Origin of the sequence: Enterococcus sp. E5-162, from assembly GCF_035725965.1 — a bacterium.
In the GTDB taxonomy this organism is placed as follows: Bacteria; Bacillota; Bacilli; order Lactobacillales; family Enterococcaceae; genus Enterococcus_B; species Enterococcus_B lactis.
Map to the genome: position 1 here is coordinate 1 of NZ_JAPRFV010000011.1, position 19,153 is coordinate 19,153.

Annotated in this window: 20 protein-coding genes, 1 tRNA gene, 2 pseudogenes and 1 riboswitch; of the genes and pseudogenes, 17 read left to right on the forward strand and 6 right to left on the reverse strand. The window is 37.6% G+C overall.

Annotated features, from left to right (window positions below; translation table 11 throughout):
- The 4 genes and pseudogenes from OZZ83_RS10890 to OZZ83_RS10905 all read left to right on the forward strand — a co-directional run.
- A pseudogene (locus OZZ83_RS10890) lies at positions 1-215 on the forward strand (polysaccharide deacetylase family protein); the annotation flags it as partial.
- A 188-nt stretch (positions 216-403) separates the two neighbouring features.
- A complete protein-coding gene (locus OZZ83_RS10895) occupies positions 404-826 on the forward strand; it encodes a LytR/AlgR family response regulator transcription factor (protein WP_002345274.1) in 423 nt (140 codons plus the stop codon).
- Positions 827-892: 66 nt separating this feature from the next.
- Complete coding sequence (locus OZZ83_RS10900; protein ID WP_230078816.1) at positions 893-1,102, forward strand: LytTR family transcriptional regulator DNA-binding domain-containing protein; 210 nt, start codon at positions 893-895, stop codon at positions 1,100-1,102.
- Between the two features lie 547 nt (positions 1,103-1,649).
- Positions 1,650-2,276 (forward strand): sensor histidine kinase, encoded by a 627-nt coding sequence (locus OZZ83_RS10905; RefSeq protein WP_230309693.1) that lies wholly within the window; start codon positions 1,650-1,652, stop codon positions 2,274-2,276.
- A 159-nt stretch (positions 2,277-2,435) separates the two neighbouring features.
- Here the strand turns inward: OZZ83_RS10905 and OZZ83_RS10915 are convergent, their stop codons facing one another.
- The 4 genes and pseudogenes from OZZ83_RS10915 to OZZ83_RS10930 form a co-directional block, all read right to left on the reverse strand.
- Positions 2,436-2,639 carry a hypothetical protein gene (locus OZZ83_RS10915; protein ID WP_228840951.1) on the reverse strand — a complete coding sequence of 68 codons (204 nt, stop codon included), beginning with the start codon at positions 2,637-2,639 and terminating at the stop codon, positions 2,436-2,438.
- 5 nt (positions 2,640-2,644) lie between these two features.
- Positions 2,645-3,273, reverse strand: a pseudogene (locus OZZ83_RS10920) (ABC transporter permease).
- Complete coding sequence (locus tag OZZ83_RS10925; RefSeq protein ID WP_002347791.1) at positions 3,263-4,189, reverse strand: ABC transporter ATP-binding protein; 927 nt, start codon at positions 4,187-4,189, stop codon at positions 3,263-3,265. Before OZZ83_RS10925 ends, OZZ83_RS10920 begins: the two are co-directional and overlap by 11 nt.
- 708 nt (positions 4,190-4,897) lie before the next feature.
- Positions 4,898-4,969, reverse strand: a tRNA-Arg gene (locus OZZ83_RS10930).
- A 59-nt stretch (positions 4,970-5,028) separates the two neighbouring features.
- Between OZZ83_RS10930 and rpoN the strand changes: the two genes are divergently transcribed.
- The 9 genes from rpoN (at position 5,029) to OZZ83_RS10975 (ending at position 14,680) form a co-directional block, all read left to right on the forward strand.
- Entirely contained in the window at positions 5,029-6,360 is a 1,332-nt protein-coding gene (rpoN, locus tag OZZ83_RS10935) for an RNA polymerase factor sigma-54 (protein ID WP_002308565.1), read from the forward strand.
- A gap of 149 nt (positions 6,361-6,509) precedes the next feature.
- Positions 6,510-7,601 (forward strand): sugar-binding transcriptional regulator, encoded by a 1,092-nt coding sequence (locus OZZ83_RS10940; RefSeq protein ID WP_002316430.1) that lies wholly within the window; start codon positions 6,510-6,512, stop codon positions 7,599-7,601.
- A gap of 40 nt (positions 7,602-7,641) precedes the next feature.
- Positions 7,642-8,643, forward strand: coding sequence for a type I glyceraldehyde-3-phosphate dehydrogenase (gene gap, locus OZZ83_RS10945; protein ID WP_002292818.1), 1,002 nt, complete (start codon positions 7,642-7,644; stop codon positions 8,641-8,643).
- 109 nt (positions 8,644-8,752) lie between these two features.
- Positions 8,753-9,943, forward strand: a complete 1,191-nt coding sequence (locus OZZ83_RS10950) for a phosphoglycerate kinase (protein WP_002292817.1) — start codon at positions 8,753-8,755, stop codon at positions 9,941-9,943.
- 103 nt (positions 9,944-10,046) lie between these two features.
- The gene (gene tpiA, locus OZZ83_RS10955; protein ID WP_002292815.1) at positions 10,047-10,802 is read left to right on the forward strand and encodes a triose-phosphate isomerase; all 756 of its coding nucleotides are present in this window, start codon (positions 10,047-10,049) and stop codon (positions 10,800-10,802) included.
- A gap of 115 nt (positions 10,803-10,917) precedes the next feature.
- Positions 10,918-12,216, forward strand: coding sequence for a phosphopyruvate hydratase (eno, locus tag OZZ83_RS10960; RefSeq protein ID WP_002292812.1), 1,299 nt, complete (start codon positions 10,918-10,920; stop codon positions 12,214-12,216).
- A 578-nt stretch (positions 12,217-12,794) separates the two neighbouring features.
- Complete coding sequence (locus tag OZZ83_RS10965; protein ID WP_002292811.1) at positions 12,795-12,956, forward strand: hypothetical protein; 162 nt, start codon at positions 12,795-12,797, stop codon at positions 12,954-12,956.
- A gap of 2 nt (positions 12,957-12,958) precedes the next feature.
- Positions 12,959-13,321, forward strand: a complete 363-nt coding sequence (locus tag OZZ83_RS10970; RefSeq protein WP_002346068.1) for a hypothetical protein — start codon at positions 12,959-12,961, stop codon at positions 13,319-13,321.
- 219 nt (positions 13,322-13,540) lie between these two features.
- A complete protein-coding gene (locus OZZ83_RS10975; protein ID WP_002313485.1) occupies positions 13,541-14,680 on the forward strand; it encodes an ArgE/DapE family deacylase in 1,140 nt (379 codons plus the stop codon).
- Positions 14,681-14,744: 64 nt separating this feature from the next.
- On the opposite strand, the gene OZZ83_RS10980 is transcribed toward OZZ83_RS10975, so the two are convergent.
- Positions 14,745-15,320 carry an ECF transporter S component gene (locus OZZ83_RS10980; protein ID WP_047937050.1) on the reverse strand — a complete coding sequence of 192 codons (576 nt, stop codon included), beginning with the start codon at positions 15,318-15,320 and terminating at the stop codon, positions 14,745-14,747.
- Between the two features lie 4 nt (positions 15,321-15,324).
- Positions 15,325-16,299 (reverse strand): nucleoside hydrolase, encoded by a 975-nt coding sequence (locus OZZ83_RS10985; protein WP_002342840.1) that lies wholly within the window; start codon positions 16,297-16,299, stop codon positions 15,325-15,327.
- Positions 16,300-16,322: 23 nt separating this feature from the next.
- Positions 16,323-16,367, reverse strand: a riboswitch (PreQ1 riboswitch).
- Between the two features lie 214 nt (positions 16,368-16,581).
- On the opposite strand from OZZ83_RS10985, the gene OZZ83_RS10990 reads away from it, so the two are divergent.
- From OZZ83_RS10990 to OZZ83_RS11005, 4 genes are all read left to right on the forward strand, one after another.
- Positions 16,582-17,550, forward strand: a complete 969-nt coding sequence (locus OZZ83_RS10990) for an alpha/beta hydrolase (protein ID WP_002292805.1) — start codon at positions 16,582-16,584, stop codon at positions 17,548-17,550.
- 112 nt (positions 17,551-17,662) lie between these two features.
- Positions 17,663-17,941, forward strand: coding sequence for a GNAT family N-acetyltransferase (locus tag OZZ83_RS10995; RefSeq protein WP_002300467.1), 279 nt, complete (start codon positions 17,663-17,665; stop codon positions 17,939-17,941).
- Between the two features lie 117 nt (positions 17,942-18,058).
- Positions 18,059-18,295: a preprotein translocase subunit SecG gene (gene secG, locus OZZ83_RS11000; protein ID WP_002292802.1), complete on the forward strand. Its 237-nt coding sequence runs from the start codon at positions 18,059-18,061 to the stop codon at positions 18,293-18,295.
- A 102-nt stretch (positions 18,296-18,397) separates the two neighbouring features.
- Positions 18,398-19,153: an alpha/beta hydrolase gene (locus OZZ83_RS11005; protein WP_002308573.1), complete on the forward strand. Its 756-nt coding sequence runs from the start codon at positions 18,398-18,400 to the stop codon at positions 19,151-19,153.

Below are 19,153 nucleotides of genomic sequence, written 5' to 3' on the forward strand. Positions count from 1 at the left end.
CTGATTTGATTTTGCAGAAGATCCAAGCAACAGTATACGATGGTGCAATTATTTTATTCCATGATATTTATCCTGAAACGATTCGTGCCGTCCCTCAAGTGATCGATTATCTGCAAGAGCAAGGGTACCGCATTACGACAGTGGGGGATTTATTAGGACATCCAACGACTGTCGAGAATTATTATGGCAGAAACGATCATCGGCCAGTCCAGTAAGTGAAAACAAGTATACTATAATAAAAAAACTGTCCGCTAATTTTTTTGGTGGACAGTTTTCACTTGAAAAGTAAAGAAGCAAACATTCGGAAGTTATGCTAAAATGGCAATAGAACGCGTCCTGAGGGAATCGAACCCTAATAGTTGTACACATTCAAGGTATGTCAGCATACAATAGGAGTGATATTATGTTGAAGGTTGCTATCTGCGATGATGAACTTGGCATTACTAACTATGTAGGTAATTTGTTGCAAAATTATGATCCAGTTTTATTTGAACCTTATGTATATTATGATCCGTCAAAGTTGATTAAACAAATGGATCAATTAAATTTTGATATGTATATTTTAGATATTGAATTTCCAGGAAAGAATGGAATGGAGGTAGCAGATTTTATTCGGCAAAATGATTTCAATGTTCCGATTATTTTTTTAACGAGTTATCGAGAATATATGGAAAAAGTCTTTAAATTACATACGTTTGATTATATTCTGAAACCGTTGGAACAGAACTATTTTTTTCAAGTGATTGAAAGGGCTATCAAATATTTAGGAGTTTTAAATAATAAATTGAGTTTTCCTATAGAAAAACGGATTATCGAATCGCGTTAAATGACATTTTGTTTTTTGAAAAAAATAGACGTCAAGTATTCATCAATATGACATCTCAAAACAAATATGTCAACTTTGGAGATCATTGCTAAGTTGACATCAACATTTGTTCAAACACATACTTCATTTATTATAAACATGGAGCATATAAGAGAAATAGGAAAAAACTATGTTCGATTAAGCAATTGCGAAAATATCATTGAATTGCCTATAAGCAGAAAGTTTAAAACAGACGCTCTAACAAAGATACTTATGCGAAAGAGAGATTTATTCTAATGGAAGATGAGTTACTTCGAAATATTAGTCTAATAATGTACGTTTTTTTGCTCGATTATTTTTTCTCTGGAGTGGCAGTAAAAAAAGTAAGACTTTCTTGATAAATTTAATTATTTGTACGATTATTTTATTCAATTTCCTTTCGAATCTTTTTTTACCGTTTGAATATTTACCTTATATTAATATTTTCTTGAGTCTTTTTGTAATTGCGAGTATTGCGAAGAAATATTTTTTATCAGATAGTGAGATTTTCTTTTGGATGTTGTTTCTACTAGCAGTTAATTTCATCTGCGAATCGGTTTCCGTCAAGTTGATTCAGTTAATAATTTTGAATCAGGTAGAAAATACAATTACTCATTATTCGATCCTATTTAGCACTAGTCTCACGTTACTTATCGAAATTTTATTTTTCTTTGGCATGCGACTATTCCTTTCACGAAAAGAAACGCTACATAATCAAATTAATACTATATCTCTCTTAACAATGAGTTCAATTCCGATTATTTCAAGTATCATACCTTTCGGGTTTCTTATGTCAGAAGTAAACATGGCCATCAATAGAAGGATAATAGATATTTTTATAACGATGGGAATTGTAATCATGAATATTTGTGTTTTATACCTTTATCACAGTATTTCTTTTCATCAAGCACATATCAATCAAATCTCTCTAGAGAAGAAGGCGCTTGAATCAGAAATAAAATATGTGGAGGAAATTAAAAAGAGCCAAGAGAATCTGAAACAAATTAGACACGATTTGCGAAATCATTTTTTAGTTCTATCGGGGCTGTTAGAAAATGAAGATATTTCTTCAGCTAAGAAATATCTGAGGAAGACGATGAAACAACAAGAAATGATTACTGACTTTTATACTTCGGATCCTATCTTGAATTATATTTTAAATGAAAAACTGACTATAGCAGAACAATCGGAAATTCAGGTCAATACATCGATTTTTATATCAGAAAATGTAAAAATTGATTATGATATTATAGCAATCATTGTGGGAAACCTAATGGATAATGCAATCGAAGCATGCACTCGAAATAACGGAAAAGGCAAAGATATCACCGTGATTATTAAGCAGTTTAAAAGTGATCTTTTCATAGAGATAAATAATGCTTATTTAGTCAATGAGAGATATACAAGAAAGGAAGACAGAGTGCTGGTATAGGTACAAAAAGTATAAGATCTTTAGTCGAGAAAAATGGTGGAATCTATCATACTTGGACTGAAGCTGATAGATACTTTGCAAGCATCGTATTGTTTGACGTTTATGAATAGAGACTACAGAATTTAAAAGTTAGTTTGTCTAGTTTTCCATTATTGGAATTTAAAGTATTTCTGTTTTTTCTATGCGTTGTGTAAAGGTGATTAGTGTCATTCCAATAATCAGAGCGATAAAAACTGACAGTATAAATGTTAATATTGTGTAATTCAATACACCTAAAACGACAATATTTGAAACACCTATAATGTTTATAACAGCAGTGATAGAGGTGGTTTTATATAATTCAGCTATTTCAATTCTTCTCAAAATCTTCAATTCCTCCGTGATAGTGCTCTTAATGACAATGCGCCGGTGATGATTAACCAAATACTAACTGTTAGGATATTTTTTAGTTGAATAAATCCAGAGCCAAAAAAAGAAGTACGAATCAAATTGGCTGTTGGGACAAAAGGTAAGAAATCATCGACATTTGAGCTAAAATCAATAAAGCGACAGACAGGACAGAAAAATGAATCGCTAGACCAAATTTTAGGGATGAAGCAAGAAAAGACATCAGGATTCCTGGTAAAGAAGCGAATCCCCAGATAATAAAATCAGCCAATAGGAGATTGAATCGGGAAACGGGCAGTGTTCTTTGATAAGAAACGATCCCATTTTGCTTAGCAGTGCTTACTATCTGTGCCGATAAGACGCCCCCAACAGCAATAATCCCAAGTACTATTGCACCAGAGGATAAATAGACAGCGGTTGTATCATCCATTGTAGGAATTAAAAAAGTGAGTCCGTAAACAATTGCTAATGATAGTAGCAGTTGGGCCACTGTAAAGACTGGCAAAAGTACCTTGTATCTTACTAGACTCCATCTAAGTAAAGCGTATAATTGAAATAATCGACTATCGGAAGGGCGTGAATAGGAATCGTAGCTTTGCTTATTTTTCATTCGTTAATCCTCCGTATGTGTTTTCTAATGTTTGAGGTGATAAGCTATAGTTCGTTACTTCTCTTGATGAAATCTTTTCATTAATCCATATCATTGCATCAACTACTTGTTCTTGTGACAAAGTGACATCGTAACGTAACTCACCCTTTTGTAAGATACAGCCAATATTTCTAGGTAATTCTTGCATTTCAAATTCCTTATCAGAGAATAGTACAAGGTGCATTTGGATCAACGTTTTTTCTAACGATTCGCGAACATACGCATCTTTAATTAAAGTTCCCTTATCAAAGAGTAGATATCTATCTGCATATTGATCTACTTCGAGTAAATTGTGAGTTACCACAATTACAATGTGTCCTTTTTGAGCTAATTTTCTTAAGGAATTCCAAATGATTTTTCTTCTTATCGGATCAACATTATTTGTAGGTTCATCAAGCAGTAAGATTGGTGGAGGGGCAACAATAGACATGGCAAATGAAGTAAGCCTTTGCAATCCGCCTGATAGTTTCTGCCCTTGTACATGTGCCCATTTCGAAATTTTAAGTTCTTGCATAATCTCTATAACGTGAGTCTGGGTATCAGATTTATTCAATCCTCGTATCCTTAAAATAGCTTCAATAGACTGTTGCATGGTAACCCCATCTAATGGTGCATGAAATTGGGGCATCATTGCTGCAAATTGCCTAGCCATTTTCCAGTTTTTATCTAAAGAGTGGCCTTGAAAAGTAATACTACCGGAAGTAGGTTTTGTTCCGCCTATGATTTGATTTAAGAAAGTTGTTTTTCCTGCACCGTTGTGTCCAGTTACAGCAACAATTTCTCCAGGGGAAAAAACGATAGTTATATTTTTATTGGCAAAATTACTACTATTCTTATATTTTTTTGAAAGAGAATGGATACTTAAATGATTGTTCATAGTAAAATCACGTCCTAAAGTAGTTGATTGTTGGTATTAACCACACTAAAAGAATGAATATATCTGCACCCATTCCTAGAGCAAGGATTAATTTCGAATGGCAAGTCTTGTTATCAAACAAAAAAGGATCATCCCTAATCATGTTTAAAGTTAAACGTATGTCAGTTATACTGTAGACTCGAAATTGCCAAGCATTAAGATCGTCGAATCAATGTTTTATCATCAAATTCGATAAATTAATAATAAAACAAAAATACGTTCAACAATCTAAATGATACAATTAACCAAGTAGCTGTAATATTTAACCTTATTCAAACTTTAGTGTATAAACAAGATGATTTAACTTGAAAATAAAGTTATTCATACAAAAGAGATGAATCAACAAAAAATTAGAAGTGTTAGAATATGTCCATAAACAAAAGGGATAAAAGTCAATTATATGTACATTTTATGTTGGAGTGAATAGATTCTGGTGATTTAGTCGAAATGTGATTGATAAGTGGTTAGATGAACAGGTATAATAAGTGCGTATCTACTTTAGCATGTTGCTATGGAAGACATTCAAACATCAGCATTTCAAAAATAAAAGTGACTTGCGTAACGTTGAGGGTAGGAATTAATGGGTAGGCAAATTTTAGGAAAAGCAAAAAAAAGACACTTTCCGTCTCTGGTAGAAAGTGTCGTGAATCCTACTATAAAAAAATAGAACGCGTCCTGAGGGAATCGAACCCCCGTCTCAAGAACCGGAATCTTACGTGATATCCACTACACTAAGGACGCAAGCACTGGGATAATTGTAACTAAACAGATAAAAAATTACAAGGGGATTGGACAAAAAAATGAAATTTGAGCAAAATTTTTCACAAAAACAGCAGCAGACACAGAAACTAGCCATGACGCAACAGTTGCAGCAGTCCATCCAAGTTTTACAATATAACAGTGAAGAGCTGTTGGCATTCGTTGAGAACCAAGCAATGGAAAACCCATTGGTGGAAGTTGTTGAGCCGGAATGGCAGCCAGATTACATAAAAGCTTCTTCATCTTCTTATGAAGGAGAAGAGACAAATTACCTAAATCAGATTCCTGATACAAAAGGGTCTTTATTTGATTCATTGATCGAACAAGTCCACTTGAATTACCGAGATACTTTTTTAAGGAAAATCGTTCTTTATCTTGTAGAATACATCGATTTGAACGGATTTTTGACGATTAGTTTAGAGGAAGCTGGAAAAGAGATCGGAGCGACGCCTATCCAAATGCTCGATGCGTTGACACTAATCCAGCAATTAGAACCAGCTGGAGTAGGTGCACGTAGTTTGCAAGAATGCCTCATGCTTCAAACGGAACGGGATGATTATGCGCCGGAACTAGCCTACATCGTGCTAGAAGAATGTTTTGAGCAATTGGTGGAGCGAAAATGGAAAGAGATTGCGCAGCGTTTTTCTGTTGATTTACACGCTGTTCAGCAAATATTCGACTATTTGCAAACATTGAGCCCAAGTCCAGGACGAATTTTCGATCGTAGTAGCGAATTGTACATTATTCCTGATGTCCGGGTATTAGTGGACGATGGAAATGTACAAGTCATCTCAAACCGAAAAAAACAACCGAATATCCGATTTCAAGAGACCTACTTCAAGCAAATGTCACAACAAGCAGATAAAGAAACTGAAAATTATTTAAAAGAACGGAAACAGGAATTCGAATGGTTGAAGAAAACGATCCTCCAACGCGGGGATACAATTTTGCGGGTTGCTCAAGTCATTGTTTCTCGGCAAAAAGCTTTCTTTATCGACAAGGAGCGGCCCATCAAACCTCTTACGTTAAAGGAAGTTGCGACCGAGATAAATGTGCATGAATCTACGGTCAGTCGAGCAGTCAACGGGAAATATTTGGAAACAGATTTCGGTGTATTTGAGTTAAAGAAATTTTTCACTGCAAGAATCCCTACTAACGGTGCAGAACAGACAGAAGATCTTTCGGCAGATACTGCGAAGAAAAAGTTGCAGGAATTAGTTGATCAAGAAGACAAAAGCAAGCCGTTGTCGGACCAGAAATTGGTTGAATTGCTGAAAAAAGATGAGATAGCGATCTCAAGACGGACAGTAGCAAAATACCGTGATTTATTAGGAATCCCGAGTTCATCAAAAAGAAAACGTTATGATAATTAATCATCCAAAAAATCAGAAAAAGTATTTTACTTTTTCTGATCTTTTTAGTTGAAAAACGAAAGCAAAACTGTTAGACTAACAGTCGTGAGGTTGAGTTTTCCCTTTATTGATGTGAAATTCGAAAAGTTAATTTCTTTTTTTTATCGTATATGGGTCGTTTTAAGTCTACATTGGACGCAAAGTGTCCAACTAAGGAGATCGCTATGCTAGATGAAATAAAAATGATTGAATCTGTTGCACCAGATATTATCGAAGTGTTGCAAGAACGCTATAAAATTTTACGAAATATCTATTGGATGCAGCCGATTGGACGTCGAAGTTTATCAGAAAGTATGGGGATAACAGAACGAGTATTGCGAACAGAAACAGACCTTTTGAAAAATCTGAATTTGATCGATACCTCAAAAAGCGGTATGACGCTGACAACTAAGGGTGAAGAAGTTTATCAAAGTCTTGAAAACTTCATGGATCAGCTTTTAGGTACGCATCAAACCGAACAACAGTTGGCAGAATATTTTGGTAATCAGCGCTGTATCGTTGTTTCAGGAAACAGCGAAGAGCAAACCAAAGTGGCTGATGCATTCGGCGAAGCGCTGAGTGAAGCCTTAGACCGACTGCTTCCGGAAGGCGAGAATATCATCGCTGTGATGGGAGGAACCACCATGGCAGTTGTAGCAGAACAGTTGTCTAATCTGGAAAATAAAAAACGGCATAACCTATTTGTCCCTGCAAGAGGCGGGATCGGTGAAGCGATAACTGTACAGGCAAATTCTGTCAGTGCAAGAATGGCTGCCAAAGCAAACGGAAACCACCGTGCACTTTATGTTCCGGAGCAATTAAGTCTGGCAACTTACAATTCTTTACTCAATGAGCCATCTATCCAAGAAGTCTTAAACTTGATTAGTGAGGCGAATTGTGTTATTCATAGTATTGGGCGTGCATTACACATGGCAGCACGTCGAAAGATGACTGAAAAAGAATTAGTCATGCTGAAACAAGCAAATGCTGTAGCGGAATCCTTTGGATACTTTTTCAATGAAAAAGGCGAAGTTGTTTATAAGGTCCCTAGGATCGGCATAGAATTGCAAGATTTGGCGAAAGTCCCAATCATCATGGCGATAGCGGGCGGAAAATCAAAAGCCAAAGCAATTCGAGCTTATATGAAAAATGCACCAAAACAAACGTGGCTCATCACTGATGAAGCTGCTGCAAACGAGATTTTAAAAGGGGTAACCCTTTAAAATAAATATTTTTTTGATTTTCATAAGGAGGAAATCTTAAATGACAGTTAAAGTAGGTATTAATGGTTTTGGACGTATTGGACGTCTAGCATTCCGTCGTATCCAAGATGTAGATGGAATCGAAGTAGTAGCAATCAACGACTTGACAGATGCTAAAATGTTGGCACACTTGTTAAAATACGACACAACTCAAGGACGTTTCAACGGAACAGTTGAAGTTCATGAAGGTTCATTCAACGTAAACGGAAAAGAAGTTAAAGTATTAGCTAACCGCAACCCAGAAGAATTACCATGGGGCGAACTAGGCGTAGATATCGTTCTAGAATGTACTGGTTTCTTCACTTCTAAATCAGCAGCTGAAAAACATTTGACAGCTGGTGCTAAACGCGTTGTTATCTCTGCTCCTGGCGGAAACGATGTTCCAACAATCGTTTATAACACAAACCACGAAACATTAACTGGTAAAGAAACAGTTATCTCAGGTGCTTCATGTACAACTAACTGTTTAGCTCCTATGGCTAAAACATTGAACGACAAATTTGGTGTTGTTGAAGGATTAATGACAACTATCCACGCTTACACAGGTGACCAAATGACTCTAGACGGACCTCATCCTAAAGGTGACTTCCGCCGTGCACGCGCTGCTGCTGCAAACATCGTTCCTAACTCAACAGGTGCTGCTAAAGCTATCGGTTTAGTAATCCCTGAATTGAACGGTAAATTAGACGGAGCTGCTCAACGTGTTCCTGTACCAACAGGTTCATTAACAGAATTAGTAACAGTTCTTGAAAAAGAAGTAACTGTTGACGAAATCAACGCAGCAATGAAAGAAGCTTCAAACGAATCTTACGGATACAACACAGACGAAATCGTTTCTTCAGATATCGTTGGTATGACTTACGGTTCATTATTTGATGCTACACAAACTAAAGTAATGACAGTTGGCGACAAACAATTAGTTAAAACTGTTGCTTGGTACGACAACGAAATGTCATACACTGCACAATTAGTACGTACTTTAGAATACTTCGCTAACTTATAAGATAGACAAACGTACAAGTGTAAATGATAGACATGTACATTTAAAAGCGGGGAAGCAATCGCGCTTCTTCCGCTTTTTTTGATAATAAGTTTATTCAGGAGGAAATAAAATGGCTAAGAAAACAGTGAAAGATATCGATTTAAAAGACAAAAAAGTTCTTGTCCGTGTTGACTTCAATGTTCCTTTGAAAGACGGCGTGATCACTGACGACACTCGTATCAAAGCAGCATTGCCAACAATCAACTACGTTTTAGAACAAGGCGGAAAAGCAATCCTTTTCTCTCACCTTGGACGTGTAAAAACAGAAGAAGATAAAGAAGGAAAATCTTTAGCTCCAGTTGCAAAACGTCTAGGCGAATTATTAGGTAAAGAAGTAACATTCGTACCTGAAACTCGCGGAGAACAATTAGAAGAAGCAATCCGCAACATGAAAGATGGCGACGTTGTCGTATTTGAAAACACACGTTTTGAAGATGTTGATGGTAAAAAAGAAAGCAAAAACGATACAGAGCTAGGTAAATACTGGGCTTCATTAGGTGATGTATTTGTTAACGATGCTTTCGGTACAGCTCACCGTGCGCATGCTTCTAACGTAGGTATCGCTTCAACTGGTATCCCAACAGTTGCTGGATTCTTGATGGAAAAAGAAATCAAGTTCATCGGTGAAGCAGTAGAAGAACCAAAACGCCCAATGATCGCAATCCTTGGTGGCGCAAAAGTTTCTGATAAAATCGGCGTAATCGAAAACTTGATTCCTAAAGCAGACAAAATCTTGATTGGTGGCGGAATGACTTACACATTCTACGAAGCAAAAGGAATCAAGATCGGTAACTCTCTAGTAGAAGCTGACAAAGTAGAACTAGCAAAAGAATTGATCGAAAAAGCAGGCGACAAACTTGTCTTGCCAATCGACAATGTCTGTGCACCAGAATTTTCAAATGATGTAGAAACACAAGTAATCGAAGGAGACATTCCTGACGGTTTGATGGCTTTAGACATCGGCCCAGCATCAGTAAAATTATTTGCTGATACATTACAAGGTGCAAAAACAGTTGTTTGGAACGGACCTATGGGTGTATTTGAAATGAGTAACTTTGCTAAAGGTACAATCGGTGTTTGTGAAGCAATCGCTAACTTAGAAGGCGCAACAACAATCATCGGCGGAGGAGACTCAGCTGCAGCAGCAGAACAATTAGGTTTTGCTGACAAATTCACACACATCTCAACAGGTGGCGGCGCAAGCTTGGAATTGCTTGAAGGTAAAGAATTACCAGGACTAGCAGCAATCAACGATAAATAAACAGCCAATTTTGCTCTATTCTGACGAGTAATCGATCAAAAGGTGAAGGGAGTTTTCATGACTCCCTAGCCATTTTTCAATAAATTAAGGAGTGTGTTCCTCAATGCGTAAACCTATTATCGCAGGTAACTGGAAAATGAACAAAACTGCATCCGAAGCAAAAGAATTTGCTGAAGCAGTAAAAAACAAAATCCCTTCAAATGACAAGGTTGATTCAGTCATCGGATCTCCTGCATTATTCTTACAAGAATTAATGACATCAGCTGAAGGTACAGAACTAAAAATCTCAGCACAAAACTGCTACTGGGAAAACTCAGGTGCGTTCACTGGTGAAACTTCACCAGCAGCTCTTGCTGATCTAGGTGTTCACTATGTGATCATCGGACATTCAGAACGTCGTGAATATTTCCATGAAACAGACGAAGACATCAATAAAAAAGCAAAAGCTATCTTTGCAAACGGTATGACACCAATCTTATGCTGTGGCGAATCTTTAGAAACATATGAAGCAGGCAAAACTGCTGAATGGATCGAAGGACAAATTACAGCTGGTTTAGCTGATCTTTCAGCTGAGCAAGTGTCAAACATGGTGATTGCTTATGAACCAATCTGGGCAATCGGTACTGGTAAATCAGCTGACGCACAAATCGCTGACGAAATTTGTGGTGTTGTACGTCAAACAGTTGAAAAACTTTATGGAAAAGAAGTATCAGAAGCTGTTCGTATCCAATACGGCGGTTCTGTAAAACCAGAAAATATTGCTGAATACATGGCAAAAGAAAATGTTGACGGTGCTTTAGTCGGCGGCGCAAGCTTGCAAGCAGATTCATTCTTGTCATTGTTAGACGCTGTAAAATAATTGGTGAAAATTTGCGAAAAATGCAAGAAATGTTTGCACTAATGAGCAAAATTAACTAAAATCGTATATGAGGGAAATCCCTTAGGAAAAAACAAACTCAAAGGAGAGACAAAACATGTCAATTATTACTGATGTTTACGCTCGCGAGATCTTAGACTCACGTGGTAACCCAACAATCGAAGTAGAAGTATACACAGAAAGCGGAGCTTTTGGCCGCGGAATGGTTCCTTCAGGTGCTTCAACTGGTGAATACGAAGCAGTTGAATTACGTGACGGAGACAAAGCTCGTTATGGCGGTAAAGGTGTAACTAAAGCTGTCGACAACGTAAACAACATCATTGCTGAAGCAATCATTGGCTACGATGTTCGTGACCAAATGGCTATCGACAAAGCTATGATCGCTTTAGACGGAACTCCTAACAAAGGTAAATTAGGTGCGAACGCTATTTTAGGTGTTTCTATCGCTGTTGCACGTGCAGCTGCTGACTACCTAGAAGTACCTTTATACCACTACCTAGGCGGATTCAACACGAAAGTATTGCCAACACCAATGATGAACATTATCAACGGCGGATCACATGCTGATAACTCAATCGACTTCCAAGAATTCATGATCATGCCTGTTGGCGCTCCAACATTCAAAGAAGCTCTACGTATGGGTGCTGAAGTATTCCACGCATTAGCTTCAATCTTGAAAGCTCGCGGATTAGCAACTTCTGTTGGTGACGAAGGTGGATTTGCTCCAAACCTTGGTTCAAACGAAGAAGGTTTCGAAGTAATCATCGAAGCAATCGAAAAAGCTGGCTATGTACCTGGTAAAGACGTTGTTCTTGCTATGGATGCTGCTTCTTCAGAATTCTACGACAAAGAAAAAGGTGTTTACGTACTAGCTGACTCAGGCGAAGGCGAAAAAACAACTGACGAAATGATCAAATTCTACGAAGAATTAGTTTCTAAATATCCAATCATCTCAATCGAAGATGGATTAGACGAAAACGACTGGGACGGATTCAAGAAATTAACTGACGTATTAGGCGACAAAGTTCAATTAGTTGGTGACGACTTGTTCGTAACAAACACTCAAAAATTATCTGAAGGTATCGAAAAAGGAATTGCTAACTCAATCCTTATCAAAGTGAACCAAATCGGTACATTAACAGAAACTTTCGAAGCTATCGAAATGGCTAAAGAAGCTGGCTACACAGCAGTTGTATCTCACCGTTCTGGTGAAACAGAAGATTCAACAATCTCTGATATCGCTGTTGCAACAAACGCTGGTCAAATCAAAACAGGTTCTCTATCACGTACTGACCGTATTGCTAAATACAATCAATTACTACGTATCGAAGACCAACTTGGTGAAGTTGCAGAATACAAAGGTTTGAAATCTTTCTACAACTTGAAAAACAAATAATTCTTTTCTAATGAAGATACATGATCGACCGATTGAAAGATAGACGAGCATGATCACTTAGTTAAGTAATCAGACTCTCTACCTGCTGATTTTAGCAAGTAGAGAGTTTTTTTGTTGTGAAAATCATTTGATGAATAAATCTCTTTTTTAAGAACAGAAAAATCGGGAGAGTACATAAATTATTATAATAACAACTGTTTATTTATATATATCATATAAACCATATTATATAAATATCCGTATTAATTAAAAATAACTCATAATTTTATTTTTGTAACTGGCTTCTGTATATAATATTTACAAATATCGATACGAGATAATAGTATCGAAAAAAATCAGTGATCAAGAGATAACATCGTATAGGACCTTTTAAGGATAGAACAATAAGAAAGGAGGAAGCAGTCTTCGTTTCATTCATATCCTTTTACGCTCGGATAGGATGATTCTCTTCAAAAAGGGGATGGCAATCTTCCTCTTTCGATAAAAATCATTTGAACAGGGAGACAGAAAAATGAAAAAATTTAGATAATTACAATGATAAAAATTATAAATATGGGATAACTACAAATATTTTTGGGATGGATCCGACTTACTGTTCTAAAATCGTCTGGCAAGCTTATTGGTATGCTTCGGCTGCCGTGCAAGTAGGAGGGATGTATCAGCCGCTTATTGCTTTGCCATACGATCTTCCTGATTATTTTGATGAAAGAGCGATCCATATCTTAACATGGGAGAATTGATGATGAGAAGGAGGATTTCTAAAAAAAGAAATTACTGTTCTAAGATTTTTATTTCGATAGGTTTACTGTTAGGGGGTACATGGCTCTATCAATTTCCAATCAAGAAACATATAGCTACACGAGCACTGTATCAATTATTAGAGGAGGAATACCAATTAACCGATTATGATATTTTTATTTCAAGAGTGGTGAAAGATACGAAAAGTGGTAGAGGCGGTGTCAGTATTTTTTTCATGGTAAGGAATAGTGTGTATGTGTATGAATATGACTACTCTCTTGAAGAAAATAATTGGCTACGTGGTTATTACGTAAGTAGGAGTAGCTATAGATCATGTGATACTCTTATTTTCAATGATGAGGAATAAAATGATTTGACTATAGAAGAACAGTTCAACGAAGTAGCTTCTCTTGTTTTTTTACTTGGTTGGATTTACTAGCGTAGAGGCAAGAATTGGAAAGCCATTTACTTGGAAAAGGGGAATGTGACGCTGCTTTTGTCACGCCCTTTTTTTCTGTGGCCTCTCTTATTTGTAAATCTAGGTGCACTCCAATACAATAAAAGAAACAGCAAAGGAGAAGATTAGATGAAAAAAGAAGAAAAAATTGCGATTTTACAAGAGATCATCCGAATAAAATCAGTGAATGGGAACGAAGGCGAAGTAGCAGCTTATTTGAATAAGATTTTGGAAAAACATGGCATAATAGGTGAAATCGTTTCTTACAGTAATGGTAGAGATAATCTGATTGCTCAATTCCAAAAAGGGCAATCAGGAAAAGTGTTAGGCCTATCTGGTCATATGGATGTCGTGGCGGCGGGGAATGAATCGTCTTGGACCTATGCGCCCTTTGCAGCAGAAATCCATGGGAATCGTTTGTATGGACGTGGTGCTACAGATATGAAGAGTGGCTTGGCGGCGATGGTGATTGCCATGATCGAGCTCAAAGAGTCAGGAAAACCATTTAACGGAACAGTCAAATTATTAGCCACTGTCGGAGAAGAAGTGGGTGAATTAGGTGGGGAACAGCTCACGAAAGCAGGCTATGTGGATGACTTAGATGCCTTGATCATCGGAGAGCCAACTAATTACAGTTTGATGTACACACACATGGGATCAATCAACTATACGGTCATCTCGCACGGAAAAGAAGCGCATAGCTCTATGCCAGACCAAGGCTATAATGCGATCAATCATCTAAATGAATTCATTACGAAAGCAAATGCTGAAATGAATTACCTCGCTGAAACAATCGAGAATCCCGTCTTAGGAAAAACAATCCATAATGTCACGTTGATCAGCGGCGGCAATCAAGTAAACAGCATTCCGAGCCACGCACAGCTTCAAGGGAATATCCGATCGATTCCTGAATATCCAAATGATAAAATCATTACATTACTGCAATCAATCGTCAAGGAATTGAATCAAGAGACAGACTACCATTTGGAATTGACGATCGATTACAACAAAATACCTGTCAAAGCTGATCCAGATTCTCCTTTGATTCATTGCATTCAGCAACAATTCAGTCAGCCATTACCTTTAGTTGGAGCGGCAGCAACCACAGATGCAGCCGAATTTACAAAAGCTGACCACTCCTTCGATTTTGTCGTCTTTGGGCCTGGTGTCGTTACTTTGCCTCATCAAGTAGATGAGTATGTCGAGCTCGATAATTATTTAGATATGATCGAAAAATATCAAGCCATTATTTTATCTTACTTAGCGTAAGTTTTTTTAATCGATGAAAAATAGAGCCAGATGAGCAACTTTTTGCTCATTTGGCTCTGTTTGTTCATCCTATTTTTCTCTTGGAATATATCAAGCGCTGCGGCAACATAGTGATGACTAATGTAACAACGACGATAGATAGCAGACGGTCAAGGTAGTCTGTGCCCGCCTGTACCAAAATCACACTGATGGTTTGATCGAAACCTAACCCATGTAACAATTGGACGATCATGCTAGATCCTGAGGAAGTGATTCCGCCAAATAACTGAACGGTAATGATCGAAGAGACAATCGTTCCAGGTACAGACAAAATCAAAGCGAGTAATAAGAGTTTCAAACGTTTTTTATCTTTGTCGAGATACCTTGGTAAAATCAATCCAGCCAACAAACCTGTGAGGATTTGGATCGGTGAATAATACAGTGAAAAAATATCTGTAGTCACCCCGCTTAATACCCCACTGGATAGTCCTGTCAACATTCCTGGTATGGGACCAAGTAACGCGCCAGCAAAAATCGTTCCAATAGAGTCTAGATAGATTGGCAAACGAAGCCATAAAGCAATCGTTCCTCCAACATAATTGATCCCAATACACAAAGCCATCATTGTAAGTACGCGAGTTGCCATCTTGTTTTTATTCATTTTGTCAGCCCATCTTTAACCTTTCCAAATCTTTCATAATCGTTTCTTCTTGTGCATTTAAAAGAACGGTTAAAAACTTTTGGAAAAAAAGACGAGTATCTACTTTTGTCATAATTTTACTGTTAGCAGGTTTCTGCCAAAATTCATAACGGTCAACCAATGTTTGTCCACGACTTAGTCCTTCAGTTTCTACAGCAGTGAAGCTTTTAAAGCCTTCACAGATGGACTCATCGATAAAATAAGCAACAGCTAACGGATCATTGATGACACACCCCAAGATTCTTTCTTGTTTCCAGTGAAAGTCAAAATAAAAACGAGTGATCGTTTTTAGATACTCTCCCACTTCAGGATTCATTTGGCAGCAATATTCAAGGATAGTCGGTGTCAAGACGATTTCTCTTGTCACATCTAACCCAACCATTTCTATCGGTTGTTTGAGCTTCTCGAATACATAAGAAGCTGCTTCAGGATCACACCAGTAATTGTATTCAGCAACTGGTGAACAGTTACCATGGCTTTTGTAAGTTCCGCCCATTGAGACAAAACGATCCATATGTTTTCCAACAGATGGGTTGTTTTTCAAAGCAGAAGCGATATTGGTCAAAGGACCCAAAGCAATGACTGATGTATCTGTTTTTTCTTTGAAATAATCAGCCAGAAAATCAACTGCATGGAGCGATTCTGCCTGTTTTGCTAAGACCATCGGGAAATTTGTGTCCCCTAATCCATCCAACCCATGAGTGTCTTGCGCACTAATGAAAGGTTGCTTCAAAGGTTTTTCCATTCCTTGATAAACAGGAATATCTAAACGATCACAGCGTTCCAAACATTTCAGCACATTCTGCGTACCGATATCTACAGGGACATTCCCGCAAACAACGGTAATAGCAACTACTTCGATATCAGGGGATTTGACAGCTAGTGATAAAGCTAAAGTGTCGTCGATCCCTGGATCGCAATCAATAATTACTTTTCGCATTATTTCCAATCTCCTTTCTTTAGAGATACTTAGTTTTTTATTCTGGGAAGTTTCCGAACCAGTCCAAGACGAGCGTCTTGTTTATAATGCACGAAATTAGTATACTGGCTTTTATTGTGAATGTAAATGCTCTCTTACAAGTAAATCTATTGAGAAGAACTTTAAGTAAATGATACAATGAAAAGGAAATGGAATTTACGTGTGCCGAAGAAAAAGAATCCTATTGATCGGTATATTGTATAATAAATAGATTATAGTTTGGCAGAAAGCGGCGGGTGTACGATGGTTATTTTTTATTTCATTCTTATTCTGATAATTATAGGAATCAGTTACCATTTTCTTTCTTATTTTTATGCAAAGAAATTAGTAAGAGCGGGAGTACAGAGAGGCTATGACTGGTATGAAGACACTGGGCACCGCTTGATGGATCCTGCTGCAGTCACGTCAGTAGAAAAAAAGCGACAAAAATTAGAAGAAGAGTGTGAAAGCTTCTGGGAACAAGGAATACCGAAAACGATCAAAAGTTATGACGGGTTGAAACTAGCTGGACAGATGTTCATCCAACCAACTCAGCAGAATAAATGGGTCATTTGTGTACATGATTATCGAAGTACAGGGAAAAGAGATATGTCTCATATAGGTAAAAGATATGCAGAGAAAGGATTCAACGTTCTTATACCCGATTTACGTGCGCATGGAGAAAGTGAAGGAGAAATCATCGGAATGGGATGGCTAGACCGGCTAGATTTAATTGCATGGATCCAACTCATCTTAGATGAACAACCAGATGCATCCATTATTTTGCACGGGGGTTCAATGGGCGCTTCTACAATTATGATGGCAAGTGGTGAAAAGCTTCCATCTGCAGTCAAAGGATTTATCTTAGACAGCGGATATGTTTCTGTTTATGCGGAATTTCGGTACATGTTAAGTAAAATCACGGTCTTTCCTAAAAAAATGATCATGAGATATGCGAATCACTATGCTCAGAAATACGCAGGTTATTCTTTAAAGCAAGCATCAGCTACAAGGCAGCTTGGTAGTAACCATTTGCCTTTGTTAGTCATCCATGGTGAAAGAGATCATTTTGTTCCTACAGAAGCAGCATACACGATTCAAAACGCTACGGCAGGGGATAAAGCATTACTGCTTGTTCCAGAAGCAGAACATTTGGAAGCATCGATGAAAGATCCGAAGACCTATTGGACAGTGATTTTTTCATTTATTGAACAAAGAATAACGATGGATTGATTTCCTCTTCCTTTTTGTAAGCAATCCGAGGATAAATAATTGTTTATAGACCAGGAGACTGTTAAAATAAGGTAGGAATAAAAAAATATCAGTTATTTGAGGAGTGCGGCATATGGAAATCAAAGAGGAAAAAAATCGTCTTGCTTTATTCAATGATGAGCAACAAGAAATCGGAGAAATGACATGGTCGGATGCGGGGCCAGACATCATGATCATTGACCATACATTTGTCGATCCAGCATATCGTGGTCAAAAATTAGCTGAAAAGCTAGTGTATACTGGAGTAGAACTAGCAAGACGTGAAGGGAAAAAGATCATCCCTTTATGCCCTTACGCAAAAAAAGAGTTTGAGAAGAAACCAGAATATCATGACGTCTTACGCCAATCATAATAATAACAGCTGAAAGTTTTGCACTTTCAGCTGTTTTTCCATTTATATAGAGTTGTCACGGAGTTTTATCTATGATAAAGTTAAAGAGACGATATCTTTTGGGAAGGAGGCTGCTATATGTATAATTTAATTTTGGGAATCGTGATCGTTTTATCAATTGTTATGGTCATTGCGATTATGATGCAGCCAAGCAAGCAAAATAGTGCAGCGAGTGCATTTACCGGCGGTGCGGATCAACTATTCGGCAAACAAAAAGCTCGCGGCTTTGAAGCTGTCATGCAGCGATCAACTGCAGTCATGGGAGCTGTCTGGATGATCTTATTATTTGTCCTAGCATTTTTATCTTCGAAGTAGTCGAATAAGCCTCTCGCACAACGGCGGGCGGCTTTTTTTATTGCAAAGAGAACGCTTAAGAAGAAGTTATGAAAGAAACTATGGTAAAATGAGGCGAAAGAGGTGAAACGAGTGAAACAATTACCAAAACCCCTTTATGCAAAACATGGAAAACGAGCAGTTTTGCTGCTTCATGCGTACTCAGGAAGTCCAAATGATGTCCGGATGCTCGCACGGTTTTTAGAAAAAGCAGATTATACAGTCTATGCGCCGCTATTTAAAGGACATGGAACGATGGAGCCATATGATATCTTGCAAGAAAAAGCAGAAATCTGGTGGGCAGATACTAAAAAAGCCATCCATTTTTTACAGTCTGAACAGTTTTCTGATATTGCCGTATTGGGACTATCAATGGGCGGCATCTTTGCTGTACGGGCACTAGAAGAAGAATCAGTAATTGGCGGCGGTTTTTTCTGTTCGCCCCTGTCTCCTGTAAAAACAAACGTGCCTGAAAATTTTGAAAAATATGTACGTCAAGTGCTGAAGATAGCAGGCAAATCTGAAAAAGAAATCAATGAAAAAGCAGTGTCTTATCGCTCGTTAGCTGAACATCAATTAATGGATATACAAGACCAAGCAGCAATCGCAGAAAGTAGACTATCAGATATCCAACAGCCGATATTTTTAGCTCAAGCTGGGAAAGATGAAATGATCGACCCAAATGGTGTATTTGAAACGGCACGCAAATTGAGCCGCCAACGGGTGACACTTCAATGGTATCCTGAAAGCGGTCATGTGATTACAGTTGGCACAGCAAGACGCGAATTAGAAAAAGACGTGTTGGAATTTTTAGAAAAATTACCTTGGAATGAGGAATAA